The sequence below is a fragment of the Mesorhizobium sp. J8 genome (assembly GCF_016591715.1).
GTDB lineage: Bacteria > Pseudomonadota > Alphaproteobacteria > Rhizobiales > Rhizobiaceae > Mesorhizobium.
The window spans coordinates 1345212-1360865 of the sequence record NZ_AP024109.1; the positions used below are offsets into that span (position 1 = coordinate 1345212).

At 64.6% G+C, this 15654-nt stretch carries 15 protein-coding genes; 6 read left to right on the plus strand and 9 right to left on the minus strand.

Annotated features, from left to right (window positions below):
- Positions 1-47: 47 nt before the first annotated feature.
- Positions 48-827 (minus strand): alpha/beta fold hydrolase, encoded by a 780-nt coding sequence (locus MJ8_RS06185; RefSeq protein WP_201413564.1) that lies wholly within the window; start codon positions 825-827, stop codon positions 48-50.
- The gene (locus MJ8_RS06190; protein WP_201413565.1) at positions 824-1702 is read right to left on the minus strand and encodes a fumarylacetoacetate hydrolase family protein; all 879 of its coding nucleotides are present in this window, start codon (positions 1700-1702) and stop codon (positions 824-826) included. The genes MJ8_RS06185 and MJ8_RS06190 overlap by 4 nt, the downstream gene beginning before the upstream one ends.
- Before the next feature lie 219 nt (positions 1703-1921).
- On the opposite strand from MJ8_RS06190, the gene MJ8_RS06195 reads away from it, so the two are divergent.
- Complete coding sequence (locus tag MJ8_RS06195; protein ID WP_201413566.1) at positions 1922-2593, plus strand: FadR/GntR family transcriptional regulator; 672 nt, start codon at positions 1922-1924, stop codon at positions 2591-2593.
- Between the two features lie 366 nt (positions 2594-2959).
- Positions 2960-3214, plus strand: a complete 255-nt coding sequence (locus MJ8_RS06200; RefSeq protein ID WP_201413567.1) for a DUF768 domain-containing protein — start codon at positions 2960-2962, stop codon at positions 3212-3214.
- 135 nt (positions 3215-3349) lie between these two features.
- Here the strand turns inward: MJ8_RS06200 and MJ8_RS06205 are convergent, their stop codons facing one another.
- Entirely contained in the window at positions 3350-4468 is a 1119-nt protein-coding gene (locus MJ8_RS06205) for a P1 family peptidase (RefSeq protein WP_201413568.1), read from the minus strand.
- Between the two features lie 7 nt (positions 4469-4475).
- Positions 4476-6041, minus strand: coding sequence for an exodeoxyribonuclease VII large subunit (gene xseA / locus MJ8_RS06210; protein ID WP_201413569.1), 1566 nt, complete (start codon positions 6039-6041; stop codon positions 4476-4478).
- Between the two features lie 122 nt (positions 6042-6163).
- Between xseA and MJ8_RS06215 the strand changes: the two genes are divergently transcribed.
- Entirely contained in the window at positions 6164-8374 is a 2211-nt protein-coding gene (locus tag MJ8_RS06215) for an EAL domain-containing protein (protein WP_201413570.1), read from the plus strand.
- 2 nt (positions 8375-8376) lie between these two features.
- Here the strand turns inward: MJ8_RS06215 and MJ8_RS06220 are convergent, their stop codons facing one another.
- On the minus strand, positions 8377-9333 hold the full coding sequence (locus MJ8_RS06220) for a LysR substrate-binding domain-containing protein (RefSeq protein WP_042640974.1): 957 nt from the start codon (positions 9331-9333) through the stop codon (positions 8377-8379).
- Positions 9334-9569: 236 nt separating this feature from the next.
- On the opposite strand from MJ8_RS06220, the gene MJ8_RS06225 reads away from it, so the two are divergent.
- Entirely contained in the window at positions 9570-9860 is a 291-nt protein-coding gene (locus MJ8_RS06225; protein ID WP_201413571.1) for a DUF1127 domain-containing protein, read from the plus strand.
- Positions 9861-10190: 330 nt separating this feature from the next.
- Here MJ8_RS06225 and MJ8_RS06230 read toward each other — a convergent pair whose 3' ends face one another.
- From MJ8_RS06230 to MJ8_RS06245, 4 genes are all read right to left on the minus strand, one after another.
- A complete protein-coding gene (locus tag MJ8_RS06230) occupies positions 10191-11219 on the minus strand; it encodes a DUF937 domain-containing protein (protein WP_201413572.1) in 1029 nt (342 codons plus the stop codon).
- A gap of 99 nt (positions 11220-11318) precedes the next feature.
- Positions 11319-12692 (minus strand): glutamate--cysteine ligase, encoded by a 1374-nt coding sequence (locus tag MJ8_RS06235; protein ID WP_201413573.1) that lies wholly within the window; start codon positions 12690-12692, stop codon positions 11319-11321.
- Positions 12693-12899: 207 nt separating this feature from the next.
- On the minus strand, positions 12900-13634 hold the full coding sequence (locus MJ8_RS06240) for a 16S rRNA (uracil(1498)-N(3))-methyltransferase (RefSeq protein ID WP_201413574.1): 735 nt from the start codon (positions 13632-13634) through the stop codon (positions 12900-12902).
- A 134-nt stretch (positions 13635-13768) separates the two neighbouring features.
- Positions 13769-14416, minus strand: a complete 648-nt coding sequence (locus tag MJ8_RS06245) for a hypothetical protein (protein WP_201413575.1) — start codon at positions 14414-14416, stop codon at positions 13769-13771.
- 87 nt (positions 14417-14503) lie between these two features.
- Between MJ8_RS06245 and MJ8_RS06250 the strand changes: the two genes are divergently transcribed.
- Positions 14504-15202, plus strand: coding sequence for a type 1 glutamine amidotransferase (locus tag MJ8_RS06250; protein WP_201415326.1), 699 nt, complete (start codon positions 14504-14506; stop codon positions 15200-15202).
- Positions 15203-15493: 291 nt separating this feature from the next.
- On the plus strand, positions 15494-15625 hold the full coding sequence (locus MJ8_RS32525; protein WP_263481599.1) for a hypothetical protein: 132 nt from the start codon (positions 15494-15496) through the stop codon (positions 15623-15625).
- Positions 15626-15654: the final 29 nt, after the last annotated feature.

Below are 15654 nucleotides of genomic sequence, written 5' to 3' on the forward strand. Positions count from 1 at the left end.
GCCTCCCAACTTGCCGAGCGCGTAATATTACGCCCGATGCGAAATCCTCACCTATCAACCCGTCTCAAAAAATCGGCGAGCTTCGAGCTGCTCTCGCGCGGACTTTCCACCGTGGCCCAGTGTCCGCACCGATCGATCGACGAGAATACGGCTCCCTTGATCTTGTCGGCAAGCGCCTGGGCGACGCCCGGCGGATTGACCGTGTCGGCATCGCCGGTGACGAGCAGGGTCGGCGCCGAAATCCGGCGCGCATCGACCGCCGTGGCTTTCGCCAACGCCTCACAGGTGCGGGCATAGGATTCGGGATCCTGACGGGTGATCGATTCCCGCACGAAGGCCGCCGCCGCCGGCGACGTCTCCCTGGTGTGCGCCGAGATTGCGTTGGCGACGATCTGATCGGCGATGTCGGCGATGCCGCCGGAACGCGCCAGGCGCGCCCGGTTGCCGAGCCCTTGCCGGGTTGCCTCGCCGGGTTCTGCCAGGGCGCCGAACAGCGTCAGCGACTTTACCAGCGCCGGCTGCGTCGCGGCAATCTGCTGGCACACGATGGTGCCCATCGAATGGCCTACGAAATGCGCCGACGCGACACCCATGCCGCCCATGGCGCGGATCACGGCTTCGCTCATCCCCTCGATTGTGAGCGGCTCGATCGGCCGTGGCGAGCGGCCCGAGCCGGGCAGGTCGAGCCGGATGACGCGGTAGCCGGAGAGCGCGCCCATCTGCGGCTGGAACATGTTCGAGGTTCCGCCGAGGCCGTGGATCATCACCACGGCCGCGCCTTCGCCGGTTACTTCCGCAACGACCTGGCCGACAGTCACGCTCGTCATTGCGGCCTCTCCACGAAACGGTTCTCCAGCGTGCCGATGCCGTCGATCTCGATGCGCACGACGTCGCCGGGCTTGAGATATCTGGGCGGATCGAAACCGATGCCGACCCCGACGGGCGTGCCGGTGGCGATGATGTCGCCGGGCTTCAGCGTGATGCCTTGCGAGAGCGTGGCGATGATCGTCGGTATATCGAAGATGAGCAGCGATATCCGGGAGTCCTGGCGCAGGTCCTCATTGACGAAACAGCGGATGCCGGCGTTGGCGATGTCGAACTCGTCCTTGCTGACGGCCCACGGACCCATCGGACAGAACGTGTCCTGCGATTTGCCGATCAGCCACTGGCTGTATTTGCCTTGCAGGTCGCGCGCCGTGACGTCGTTGACGATCGTATAGCCCCAGACGTGGTCGAGGGCGTCCTCCTTCGAGATGCCGCGGCCGCCCTTGCCGATGATGACGGCAAGCTCCGCCTCATAGTCGATCGCCGTCGACACGGAGGAGTCGATCAGCACGCTGGCGTGGTTGGGGACGACCGATTCCGGCACCTTCGAGAAGATGATCGGATGCTTCGGCACCGCCCCGGCGCCGGCGCTGGAATCGAAGCCGCTGCGCGCAAACTCGTGCGCGTGCTCGTGATAGTTCTTGCCGACGCAGAAGATATTGCGGCGCGGCTGTGGAATCGGCGCCTCGATCTCCACGCTCGCCAGCGGGATCGGGGAAAGGGTGCGCGGCAGCCCGGCTCCGTTGCGCTCGATCAGCGCGAGCAACCCGGCCGCGGCGCGCTCGACGGGGAAGTCGAAGGGGGCGACGGTCTGGGCGGCAAGATCGACCACGCCGACCCGCCTTTCGCCGGCGAGCGAGAAAGTCGCGACCCGCATGAAGTTCCTCCCGTGAACCAATTATGAGCCAATTTTCGGCTCTTTTGAAACACGCTAGCGCCAATTGGCTTAGGCCGCAAGCCGGATTCTGATTGGTTTCATCAAATATTCCAACGCCTGAGACATGCGAACGCTGAGATGCTTGCGACTTGCACGATGGACGGGAGCAAGAAAAGCTGCTATAAATGGTTCACTATTGGATCAGATAAGCTGCCAAATATGCCTAAACTGGTTGCCAACGATATCGCCATTGCCTTGAAGAAGCGCATTTCTCTGGGCGAGTGGCTGGAGAACGGCCGCATGCCGCCGGAGCGCGACCTCGCCAGCGAGTTCGGCGTGGCGCGCAATACGGTGCGGCGCGCCGTCAGCATGCTGGAGGATGACGGCACGGTCGTTCGCCATGTGGGCCGCGGGACCTTTTTGACGGCGGGCAACCCCGATTCCATGGCCGCGACCGTCGCGCGCATGGAAGGAACCAGCCCCGCGGACATGATGGAGATCAGGCAGTTGCTGGAGCCGGCGGCGGCGTCCTTCGCCGCGACCAACGCCAGTGCCGGCGAATTGAACGCCGTGCGCGAGGCGCACAAGATCGCCTGCGCGTCGCAGGATATGCCCACTTTTGAGCACTGGGACGCGGAATTCCACCACCGCATCTTCGCATGCTCGCGCAACGACTTCCTCAAGGAGATCCACAATCTCATGCGCATCCTGCGCAATCAGCGGCCATGGTTCGAGATGAAGAAGCGTTCCTTCTCGGAGGAACGCCGCGCCACCTATTGCGGCGAGCACCAGCTCGTCCTGGATGCGTTGCTGGCGCGCGACTCCGAAGGCGCCAGCGCTGCCATGCTGACGCATCTGAGGACGGTCGAGCGCAATCTTCTGGGGAGGTAGCCGCCCGGACGGCGGAGCCCGAGTCGACATTGCATGAGGATGCCACTATATAGCGCCTGCTCCGGCTGAGGCCGGGGCGGCATCGACCGGGAAACCGCGATACGGTTTGTGATACAAATGCGCTGTCAAAGTTAGAAAAAAGCAAGCAAAAACAACAATAGCGGCCTATCGCTCCCGGCCAGCGATCCCATCATTCTCAATGATCTGAACGTGCACCTCGACCCTCTCCATTCCTTCGGCTCCGCGTCTCACGAGCAAGATGTCTTGCCGGTCGAGGCCGACTCGGCTCGAATGGGGCATGCCTTCTGTGCGGGGGGGCGGACGTTCATGGCTACCAACCGGCTTTGCCGCTAGGGAAAAAGCAATATGAGTGAACATGCGATCGAGTTTTTGCGCGGATGGATTGGCGAGAAAGTCCAATGCCAGCATTCGCCGATCAAGATCGACAAGCAGGCAGAGACCCTCGCCAAGGAATGCTGCGCCAAGGCCGCCGAGGCAGGCATTCTGCTCGAGGACATCCAGGAAGAGGTCGGCGACATCCAGGAATTGATCGCGTCGCGCCTCGAGGAGGCCGCCGAAGAGGGCGGCAGCGAAGCACGACCCGACAAGGCTGCGGAATAAATTGCCAGCCTAGAGCAATTCCAGGAAAAATGTGAGCGGTTTTCCGCCCGGAATTGCGTAAAACAATGAAATAGAGCATTTCACCGTTTCCGTGAAACCGTGAAATGCTCAGGCGCGGGCCGGCGGCGGTATCCTTTAGCCGAACATCTCCTTCAGCCGGTCCTTCGGCAGCGCCGGCACGAAATTGCCGTCGCGTCCGGTCATATCCTCGTTGGCGATCAATGCATTGAGGATCGCCTCCTCGACGCCTTGCACGACCGCTTCGAAGAACGGGTCGATGTCGACGTCCGGGATGAACTCCGCGCGTCCGATGCGCCCGGAAGCGCCAAGCGCCGCCTCGGGATTGCCGGTCGAGAAGGCGAGAAAAATGTCGCCCGAGCTGTGATAGCCATAGCCGCCGGTCATGGCGATGCCGAGCGGCACGCGCCGGGCGAGCCGCTTCATCTGATGCGGCAGGAGCGGCGCGTCGGTAGCGACGACGGCGATGATCGAACCCTTTTCGGCGCGTGCCGTCGCCTCGCGGATCGCCGGCTCGACAAGCTCCTGCCCGATGCGCCGGCCACGAATGGTGAAATTGCGCCGTTGGCCGAAATTCGACTGCACGAACACGCCCAGCATGTAGCGCCTGTCTTTCCATGCGACGACGCGCGAGGCGGTGCCGGATCCGGCCTTGAAGCCGAAGGTGATCATGCCGGTGCCGCCGCCGACGCTGCCTTCCTCGATGGCCCCGCCGCTGGCGCTGTCGATCGCTCTTGTCACATGTTCCGCGCTTACATGATGGCCGTTGATGTCGTTGAGGAAGCCGTCATAGGTCTCGGCCGCCACCGGCAGGCCCCAGCCTGTATCGAGCGCGGCCGGCAACGCCTTGTGCATCCAGCGCAGCGTGGCGTCGCGGGTGACGCCGCAGGAATGCGTGTTGGTGATGGTGACCGGGAAGTTGAACGCGCCGGTCTCCTCGATGATATGCGTGCCCGTCAGCTCGCCATTGCCGTTCTGGCTGAACACGCCGGCGAAAGCCGGTGTCGCCAGCTCTTCGACCGGCCTTGGCAGGATCGCGGTGACGCCGGTACGCACCGGTCCCTTGCCGACCTGCAGCGGACCGTCGCCGGAAATCAGCGTCGTATAGCCCACCGACACGCCCGGAACGTCGGTGATGGCGTTGAAACGGCCCGGCGTACCGTCGAGCGCGATGCCGAAGGCGCGCAGGCGCGGCTTGCCGGACGGGGTGCGAAGATGCGGGTCGTGATTGCTCATGCAGACCTCAGAACAACGAACCCTGATTGCCCGGCTCTTTGGCCTTGGCGGTCGGCTTCGTGGCAAGCTTCGGCCGTGCGCTGCCGGAAGTGGCGATGGCTTCGGCAGTGCCGTCCGCGAATTCAAGCTGCAGCGCCGCGCCCGGCGCCAGCTCAGCGACCCGTTTGATGACGGTGCCGTCGGCATCCTTGACCAGCGCGAAGCCGCGCGCCAGCACGGCCTTGTGCGACAGCGTCGCGAGCAGCCGGTCGGCCTGTGTCAACGCGGCGCGCAGCCGGTCGAGCCGCCGTGCCAGCGCCTGGTCCTGCCTGCGCGACAGTCCGGCCAGTGCCTCGGCCTGCAGCTTCTGCCGCCGCACGATCGGTGCCGGTGACAGGCGCGTCGAATTGCGCTGGAAGTGCTGGCGCCGCTCGCGCACGATGGCGAAGAACGCCGCGCGGGCTCGCGCGATGTCGCGGCCGGTCAGGGTGCGCGCTTCGTTCAAGCGCCGCGAAAGCGTGCCCGGCGTCAGCCTTTGCCGCTCCAGCGTTGCCCGCTTGCGCTCGATATTCACCGTCAGCCCGCGGCCGAGCCGGCTGGTCGCATCGTCGAAACGGCGGCGCGGCAGCGCCAGCAACTGGTCGGGCGAGGGGAGCGCGCGTGCCGCAGCGCGCACCGCCTGGCGCTTGCGTTCCAGATGCCGCGAGGCGCAGGCGTTGAGCCGCGCGCCCAGGCTGGCCAAGGTGGCCTCCAGGTCCGCCCTGACCGGCACGGCGATCTCGGCCGCGCCCGTCGGCGTCGGCGCGCGCCTATCGGCAACGAAGTCGATCAGGGTCGTATCGGTCTCGTGCCCGACGGCCGAGATCACCGGGATGGCGGACGCCGCCACCGCTCGCGCCAGCCCTTCGTCGTTGAAGCCCCAGAGGTCCTCGAGGCTGCCGCCGCCGCGCGCGACGATCAGAAGATCGGGCTGGCGGATGGGCCCGTCCCACGTCAATGCGTTGAAGCCGTTGACGGCCGCGGTGACTTCCTTGGCCGTCGTCTCGCCCTGGACCCGCACCGGCCAGACCAGAACATGGAGCGGAAACCGGTCCTTGATGCGATGGATGATGTCGCGGATCACCGAACCGGTCGGCGAGGTGACGACGCCGATGACTTTGGGCATGAACGGCAGCCGCCGCTTGCGGCTTGCATCGAACAGGCCTTCGGCCTGCAGCCTGCGCTTGCGCTCTTCCAAGAGCGCCATCAGCGCGCCGGCGCCCGCCGGCTCCAGATTGTCGATGACGATCTGGTAATTGGATTTTCCGGGATAGGTCGTCAGCCTGCCGCTGGCGATCACCTCCATGCCTTCCTCGGGGCGGAATTTCAGCCGCGCCATGGTGGTCTTCCAGACCACGGCGTCGATCCGCGCGCGGTCGTCCTTCAACGCGAAGTAAGCGTGGCCGGACGAATGCGGGCCGCGATAGCCGGAAATCTCGCCGCGCACCCGCACATTGCCGAAGGCGTCCTCGACAGTGCGCTTCAGCGCGCCGGAAATCTCGCTCACCGTGTATTCGGTGGCGTTGCTGCGTGATTCGGTTGCTGTTTCACTCATTTGGCGATTGGGGAGCGCTTATCGGCCGGCGTCAAGCGCGGAGAAACCTCGCTAATATTATAACGCGATTTTAAGCCCGATTTGCTTTGACTGACGCGCCAGGAGAGCCGGCCAGGGACGCGATGAGCGCACGCCACAACAGCAGCCCGTTGACGCGTCAGGTCACGCTGACCGTGCTGACGCTCGCGGCTTTCGCCTTGGCCATTGTCGTCGGTTTCGGCTTCTACGCCGCCAGTCAGGCCGATAACGCCTCGCTCGAACGGCAGAAGAGGTTCGTCGCCGACGGCCTGCAGGACCAGATCGCGACTGTCGGGCGGGAGCAGGAAAGCGTTTCAGTCTGGGACGATTCGGTCGTCAATGCAAAGGCCGGCAACCAGGCCTGGATAGCCGACAATCTCAGCGTCTGGATGTACACCTATTACGGCCATAACCGGATTTACATTCTGGATAGCGCCGACCGTCCGATCCACGCCATGCGCGAGGGCAAGGTGGTCGATACATCCGCCTATGGCGAAGACCAGCTCACGCTTCTTCCCATCATCGGAAAACTGCGCGGCATGCTGGCTGGACCGCCGCAAACCGAGGCGCACGGCCAGCCTATGAAGATGGCGGCCGAGGATCTGGTGCCCATCGACGGCAGGCCGGCGATCGTCAGCGTCGCGCCGCTCGTGCCGAGCTCTGACAGGATCAGGCAGGCGCCCGGCACCGAATATCTGCATATCTCGGTCGAGTTCATCAACGACGCGGTCGCCGGCAACATCGCCGGAAAGTACCTGCTCGAAGGCGCGCGCCTGGTGCCTTTGTCCGAGCCCGTTGGCCCGGCCGCTGTGCCGCTGGTCGATTCGCGCGGCGTCATCCTCGGCTATATCGGCTGGGATCAACTGCGCCCTGGCCTCGCCATGGTACGCGAGATCGCTCCTGCCCTGGCGATCGCGCTGCTTCTGGCCGGTGGCGTGCTGGTCTTCCTGTTGCGCAGGTTGCGTCGCGCCTCGGCCGCGCTGCAGACCAGCCAGGACGAGGCGCAATATCTCGCCTTCCACGACACGCTCACCGGACTGCCCAATCGGGCGCTGTTCGAGGACCGCTTGCGGCGCACGCTGCTCTTCGCCAGCCAGGACGGAACGCGCGTGGCGCTGCTTTACCTCGATCTCGACCGCTTCAAGCATATCAACGACACGCTCGGCCATCCGGCCGGCGACCAACTGGTGCGCCAGACGGCGGCGCGTCTCAGGCACACGATCCGCGAAGTCGACACCGTCGCCCGCCTCGGCGGCGACGAGTTCGCCATCATCCTGCTCGACGTTCCCGATGTCGGCAGTGCCGAGGACATCGCCAAAAGGCTGCTCGTGAAGCTGCGCGAGCCGTTCCGGCTGATCGACGACCAGGTCTTTGTCAGCGCGAGCGTCGGCATCGCGCTGTCGTCTGGATCGGAGACCGACGCGGATGACCTGTTGCGCAAGGCCGATATCGCGCTTTACGAGGCCAAGAAGAACGGTCGCGGCCGCTACGAGGTGTTCGCCGGCGACATGGACGACCTTTTGTTGCGCAAGCGCAAGGTCGAATCCGAACTTCGCAAGGCGCTTGAGGGGGATGGCGGCATAAAGCTCGCCTATCAGCCGGTTTTCGCGAGCGATGGCCATCGGATTCTCGGGGCCGAGGCGCTGATCCGCTGGGGACATGAAGTGCATGGCGCCTTGCCGGCGGCGCAGTTCATCGCCATCGCCGAGGAGCGCGGCCTCATTGGCGATTTGGGCAAATGGTCGCTGAGCGAAGCCTGCCGCTTCGCCGCCGGAACCGAATTACCGTGGATCGCGGTGAACGTCTCCCCCATGCAACTGCGCGATACCGGCTTTGCCGAACAGGTCGCCGCAGTCCTGGAGGAAAGCGGGCTTGATCCGTCCCGCTTGCAGCTCGAGACCACCGAAAGCGTGCTGCTCGAGCACAATGACACGATCGGCACGGTGATTGCCGCGCTGCGCCAGTCCGGCGTGCGCATCGTGCTCGACGATTTCGGCACCGGCTATTCTTCGCTCAGCTATCTGCGCCGCCAGGCGATCGATAAGTTGAAGATCGACCGCTCCTTTGTGCGCTTGCTCGACGAGGACGAAAGCGCCCGCGCGATCGCGAAGACGCTGATCGAACTGGCGCTGGCGCTCAAGGTCGAGGTGACCGCCGAAGGCGTCGAGACGGATGCGCAAAAGAACCTGCTGGTCGGCATGGGTTGCCGCCAATTGCAGGGCTACCTGCTGTCGCCGCCCCTGGAGCCCGGCCAGTTGCTTGCGTTGCCGGGTGTCTCGTCGCTCGATCAGGGGCGTTCCGTCGCTCGGGCCTGACGTTACCACCCAGGCATGATCTGGTTCGCCTTGACCCGCTTCATCTTGGCGAAGGCGAGCGCGGCGAAGTCGAAACTTCCAGCCTCTTCGCTGACCGGCACGGAAATATTGTCGAGGCTCTCGGCGATGTGGCGGGCCAAGGCGTCGACGATCTCCGGCTGCGAGGTCTGACCGCGCATGATGCCGATGCGGCAATCCGGCAACTGGCCGAACCCGTCGGCCTCGCCGAGCACGCGCATGCCGGGCCTGAGCGCGCATTCCGGCAGCACCGAGACCGCCAGGCCGGAAAGCACGGCCGCGGTGATCACGGTGGCCGAGAAGCTGGAGAACAGCACGCGGTAGTCGCGATTCTGCCGGTCGAGCACGTCGACGGCGGCGCGCCGCCAGATGCAGTTCGGCCGGCCGAATGCCATCGGCAGGGTTTCCTGCTCATGCGTGGCGTGGTTGGCCGAGGTCACCCACAAAAGCGGCTCGCGCCGAACCACTTCCGACTGGCCGCGCGTGTCGTTATGCGTCACCAGCGCCAGGTCGAGATTGCCGCGCTTGATGTGCTCGACCAGCCCCGGCGTCGGCTCGCAGACGACGGTCAGCTCGACCCGCGGGTTGGAGCGCGAGAAGCGCGCCATGATCTCGGGCAGGAAGCGGTCGGCATAGTCGTCCGGCGTGCCGATGCGGATGGTGCCTTCGAGCCGCTGGTCGTCGAAGGCGGCCAAGGTCTCGCGGTTGAGGTAGATCAGTCGCCGCGCATAGGAAAGCAGCCGGTCGCCCTCCTCGGTCAGCTTGTTGGTGCGGCCGTCCTTTTCGAACAGCGGCTTGCCGATCCGCTCCTCCAGCCGCCGCATCTGCATCGACACGGCCGACTGTGTCCGGTGCACCTCTTCGGCCGCGCGGGTGAAGCTTCCTGTGTCGGCGATTGAGATGAAGGTCTGCAACTGATCGAGGTCGAGCGGCGCTTTCATCGGTCCAACCTATCATTGATGTTGATGCTACAGATTAAAAACATTCGTTGGATTAATCAATCGCAGGATGGCAAATTGGCATCGTCCACATGAAGGCACTGCGTGTCGCCCAAAAGTGGCCCCGCTTTTGGGGCGACGACATGCATCACTTAAGCGAATCGAAACCGCGATGGCGCTTCTCCCAAGGCGCCGATTGACTGGTTTCGTCCGCTCGACTCCTGGAAGGAGAGACTGACATGACCACGATCGAATTCGCTTCCGAGACCCCGCGCATCACCACGCGTCCGGCCGTTGCGACGCGCGTGCTCAATGCTCTCGCCAACGCCTACGTAGCCTGGAAAAACCGCCGCGCCTTCTATCGTCTGGGCGAGATGTCGGACGCCGAGCTTGCCGATATCGGCCTGACGCGCGCCGACCTCCATGTTGCCGTCGCCGTGCCGTTCGGCCGCGACCCGACCGTGAAGCTGCGCGCCATCGCCAGCGAGCGTGCCGACACGATCGAGGATCTCGCTCGTCGGGTGGCCTGAACGCCCGCGTTGCCTGAATTTCCGGTCGCATTGAACCTTTTCGCGGCTCGGCGCGACCAAGCTTCATGCAGGCTCCCACACTCCCTGCCGGTTCCCCGCCGGCCAGCCTGCACATTGCCCGGTTCTCCTCCAGGACCGGGCATTTTTTTAAGATATGCCGATATTCAGGTGAGGCCGGCCTGCAAATGCAGGCCTCCTGCGCTTCCGGTGCTCACGTCCTTAAGTACGCTCCGCTCCGGTTCTCGGAAGCCGGCATTTTGGTCGTTTCGCGCCCGTCTTCGACTCCGGCTCGGCCTGACCTGAATCTCGACACATCCTAGGTTGCGAAACCTAACGTCGGTCCATGTCGCGCTTGAACTGGTCGAAGATCGTCTCCACGCCCTTTTGATACTCGTCGCGCTGCTGCGCGCCGGTCTCGAACATCTTCCCGAAGATGTCGTCGAAGGGATTTCGCGGCCGCCCGCTCGGGTTGGTCTGCGGCTGTTGCGGCGCGTTCTGCTGCGGCTGGCGTTGTTGCGGCTGCGGTGCCGGTTGCGCGCCGGGCAAGCCGAAACCGCCGCCGCCTTGGCGCAGCATCTCCTCGAAGATCTTGCCCAGCGGATTGTCGCCATAGGAGCTTTGCGTCTGTTGCGGCCGAGTCTGCTGCGGCTGCTGCGCCGCGCCGCCGCCGAACATGTCCTGCAGCACCTTGCCGAGCGGGTTCTCGCCGTAAGGATTGGGCGATTGCTGCGGCTGGTTCTGGGGTTGGGACTGCGACGCACCGCCGCCGAACATGTCCTGCAGCACTTTGCCGAGCGGGTTCTCGCCGTAGGGATTTGGCGCCGGCTGCGGCGCCTGGCGTTGCTGCGGCGGCGGCGAGACGCCGCTTTGCCGCATCATCTCCTCGATGATCTCGCCGAGCGGATTGTTGCCGCCGAGGCCTCCGGCCGCCCGCATCTGGTTGTTGGTCTGGTTGAACAGTCCGCCCATCATCATCGAAGCCAGGGCCGGCAGCATCTGTTGCAGCACCTGCTGGCTCAATCCCGTCGCCTGCGCAGCTTGGGCTGCCACGGCCCGCGACAGCTCCTTCGAGCCGAACAGATGGCCGAGGATGCCGTTGCCTTCATCGATGCCTTGCGGCGAAAAGGCCCTCCTGGCGTCCTCGAAATACTTGGCATGCTGGCCGCTCGCCATCGCGGTCAAGAACGCGCCCATCCCGTAAGGATCGGCGGTGTTGCGCTGCAACCCTTGCGAGAAGGCCGGCAGCAGCGCCTGCACGGCGGCCTGGGCCTGTTGCATCGAAAGCCCGTATTGCTGTGCCAGCGCCTGCATGCCGGCACCGTTCTGGGCCTGGGTGAAAATGTCGAACAGGGAAGGCATCGGGTTCTCCTCCGAGAATATCCTCCTGAGGAGCCTAGTTCCTTTCCATCACCGATTGAAGCGGCTTTTGCTGCCCACCGCTCGACGCATCCCTGACGGTTAATAGGCATATTCCATGAACACCGGCTCGATCGAGCCGCCCCAGCGCGTGTGGTAGGCCGACAGCATCTCTTCGGCACTGGTGGTGCCGCGCGCCACCACCTCGTCGAGCGTGTTGAGGAACGACGTCTCGTCATAGCCGTCGCGGTTCTTCTTGCAGCGGTTCTTCAGGCCCATGCGCGAGATGGCGAGCACGTCGCGGGCGACGTCGCGCAAGGTGGCGTTGCGGAACGGCGTGGCGATGCCGAGCTCCGGCACGGCGTTGCGCATCGCCAGTGCTTCCTCATAGGTCCAGCTCGATGTCAGCGCCTCGGCGGCGTCCAGCGCCTGCTCGTCATAGAGCAGCCCGACCCAGAAGGCGGGCAGGGCGCAGATGCGCCGCCACGGCCCGCCATCGGCGCCGCGCATCTCGAGGAAGCGCTTCAGCCGCACGTCGGGGAACAGGGTGGAGAGATGGTTGGCCCAGTCGCCCATCGTCGGCAAGCCGTCGGGGACTTCGTTGCGGGCAGCTCCCGCCATGAACTGGCGGAAGGTATAGCGCGTCATATCGTGATAGTGACCGTCGCGGATGACGAAATACATCGGCACGTCGAGCGCCCATTCGACATAGTCGGCAAAGCCGAAATCCGGCGCGAAGCAGAATTCGAGCATGCCGGAGCGCTGGTTGTCGGTATCGCGCCAGATGTCGCCGCGCCAGCTCTGCAGCCCGTTCGGCCGGCTCTCGGTGAAGGGCGAGTTGGCGAACAGCGCCGTCGACAGCGGCTGCAGCTTCAGCGACACCTGCATCTTGCGGCGCATGTCGGTCTCGCTCTCGAAGTCGAGATTCACCTGGATCGTGCAGGTGCGGTACATCATGTCGAGGCCCTTGGTGCCGACCTTCGGCATGTAGCGCGTCATGATCTCGTAGCGAGACTTCGGCATTTTCGGCGTGTCGGCCAGCGACCATTTCGGGCTGCCGCCGAGGCCGAGGAAGCGGATGCCGAGCGGCTCGGCGATCTCGCGCACCTGCGCCAGATGCGCGTTGCCCTCGCGGCAGGTCTGGTGGATCGACTCCAGCGGCGCGCCGGAAAGCTCGAACTGGCCGCCGGGCTCCAGCGAGATCGCGCCCTGGCCGGTCGGCTCGACAAGGCCGATGATGCGGCCCGCATCCATGATCGGATCCCAGCCCAGCTTTTCCTGCATGCCTTCCAGGATGGCGCGGATGCCGCGCTCGCCGCCATAGGGCACGGGCTCGTTGCCGTCGACATAGAAGGGGAATTTCTCGTGCTCGGTGCCGATGCGCCATTTGTCACGCGGCTTGTTGCCGGCGGCCAGGTAGCCGACCAGTTCGTCGATGCCTTCGATGGGCTGGGTATCGGTTGTGTCGCGCGCCATCTCGCCCCTCCGTGCGCATGATCTCCGAAAACCGGGACCGATTTCCGCTGGACGTCCTGCGCAAGTCTTTTAAGTGTTACAGCGCCCATTGCCCCACGAAAAGGAGGCGCGGTGCTGCAGTGGCCGGACGGCCGCCGGCGCTAGATGGACGAAATGCCGGCAGACGATCAAGCAAAAAATCCTGAGCCAGGCCTCAAGAGGATTTGATCACCAGTCGCCGACCGTCGCCTGCATCACCGCCAATGCCGCCACCGCCGCGGTGTCGGCGCGCAGGATCCGCGGCCCGAGCGGGATGGCGGTGACGAAAGGCAAGGCCCTCAGCATCTTGCGCTCGTCCTCGGAAAATCCGCCCTCAGGTCCGACCAGAAGCGCAAGTTTCTTTTCCCTTACCGCTTGCAGGGCCGGCAGCGGATTGTTGGTCGAGGCATCCTCGTCGCAGAAGATCAGCCGCCGCTCCTTGTCCCAATTGGCAAGAAGCCGCTCCAGCTTCTCCGCCTCGCGCATCTCCGGCACCGCAAGTACGCCGCATTGCTCGGCCGCTTCCACCACGTTGGCGCGCAGCCGGTCGATGCCGGGCTTTGCCACCTGCGTGTGCTGGGTGATGACCGGCTGCAGTGTGCCGGCCCCCATCTCGACCGCCTTTTGCACCAGATAATCGAGCCGGCCCTGCTTCAGCGGCGCGAAGCAGTAGACGAGATCGGGCAGCGGCGGCTGCGGCCGCTGCAACTCCAGCACCTTCAGCCGGACCGCCTTCTTCGACTTCGCGGCGATCGCAGCCGACCATTCGCCGTCGCGGCCGTTGAAAAGCAGCACCTCGGCGCCTTCGCCGAGCCGCAGCACATGGGCGAGATAATGGCTTTGCTGTTGGCCGGCATCGAATTCGAGGCCCGGCCCGAGATCGTCCGGCACGAACAGCCGCTGCATTTTGTAGTTGGCGCGCATGGCCCAAGCAGGTTCCGCAAAAGGGGTCCTGCGGTTTTGCGATTAGAACCTGCGAAAAACAAGGGAACCTAAGCAGATATTCGTGGGACATCCCACGAATATCTGCCTAGCGATGAGCGAGGCGTTGACTGTCGTCAAGTATCAGCGGTCGGATGCCAGACCGGCGCAAAGCCTTGACGCAAAACCGCAATGGTGGTCGCTGGCGTCAGCAGGCGCAGTGAAGAACCGGCGAAGCGATCGAAGGCGATGGGATCTGCATAGCCCGCGAATGACCATTCGAGTGCCTTGCCGGCGCGGGTCGCATAGGCGGTATCGCCGCTGGCTATCATCGAGCCGTCAGGCAAGCCGTTGAGGTCTTCCGCGGACACGGCAGGCGGCTGCCCACCCGAAGCCAGCCGCTCCTTGTGCAGCCGTTTGTCGACCATCGGCGCGCGCGGCACGTCAATGCCGAGCGCCTCGCCGAAGCGGCCGACGAAATCGGTCGCCCGTTCACGCCGGCAGAAGAAGCAGGGCCGGTGGCCGGCGGCCAATGCCGTCACCTCGTCGAGGAAGAACAGTTCCGTCCAGCCGGCCTTGCCGCCGGGCCGATTGCGGCCCATCGGCTCGCGCCGCACGTCGCGAAACCGGCAAGCGCAGATGATCCAGGCATGCAGGGCCCAGCGTTTCCTCAGCAACGTCTTGGTCTCCGGATCATGGATGATGCCGCGATTGCCCGTGAACAGGCCGCGCTCCGGCACGGCATGGATGGCGCCGAAGGGGTCGACCCGGTTCTGCAGTGGCATAGCTTTCTCTCTCGATGCGCATCTTGGCTGAAATGCGGGCTGCATGATATCGCTCGCCCCAGCGTTTTCATGTCAGCAGGATTCTCGATGCGCGTGCTGGTGGTCCAGAACTACGACAACACCGGCCTCGGCCAGGTCGGTGTCGCGCTGGCCGAGGCGGGCGCCGATCTCGACCTGCGGCGTCCTTACCAAGGGGATCCGTTGCCGCAGGATGCAGGCGGGCATGATGCGATGGTCTTGCTGGGCGGCGGCCAGAATGCGCTGGCCGACAAGGACTATCCCTATTTCCCGGCGCTCCTCGAGCTGACGCGCGATTTCGCCGACAGGGACCGCTCGGTGCTCGGCATCTGCCTCGGCAGCCAGCTCCTTGCCCGCGCGTTCGGCGGCGACAACCACATCGGCGGCGCCACCGAGTTCGGCTGGCACAAGGTCTCGCTGACGCCGGCCGCCAAATCGGATCCGGTCCTGGCGGCGCTGCCCGAGAAATTCCCTATCTTCGAATGGCATGACGACACGTTCGGCCTGCCGGAAAATGCCGTGCGGCTCGCCGGCAGCGCGATCGCGGAAAACCAGGCCTTCCGCCTCGGCCGCGCCGTCTATGGCTTCCAGTTCCACTTCGAGGCCGATACGCCGATGGTGCGCGACTGGAGCACGTCCTTCGCGGCTACGATCGCCGAGCGTCATCCCGACTGGAACGAGCGGCTCGCCGACGAGATGGCCCGCAACGGTCCGGGCGCCGACGCCGCGGGGCTGGCGATTGCCCGCGCCTGGGTGGCCACCATCTGATTATCGAGCCGGTCGAGCGCAGCGTGGCATATTTGGCACGCCGTTCCGATTCCGTCTGGGGAAAACCCCCTTCTTCCTTGGTTTGTGTCCGGCCGCTCGCCTAAGAGGGCGCGCTTTGTATCGCCGGTGCAACCGCCATGAACCTTTTGTGTGATCCAGCCGACACACCGGCGATACAGAATCTGCTTAGAAGCGCGAAATCGTCGAAACATTGAGACGCATTTTATCGTTTCAACGCATTGGTAACCGCCTCGTGCCCAGATGCAGAAAGCTTAACCAGAGATGACGTCCGTGAAAGCAGCTCTCCTGTCTTTTGTCATGCTGTCTGCCATCGTGCTCTGCGGCCTGGGCATTTATGCCGCCGACGCAGCGACCAATCACCGTGCCGTCGACGGCTACGGCGTCACCGCCTCGCTGAACTAAGCCAATCAAAATCGGAAGCTCGCCCGCGC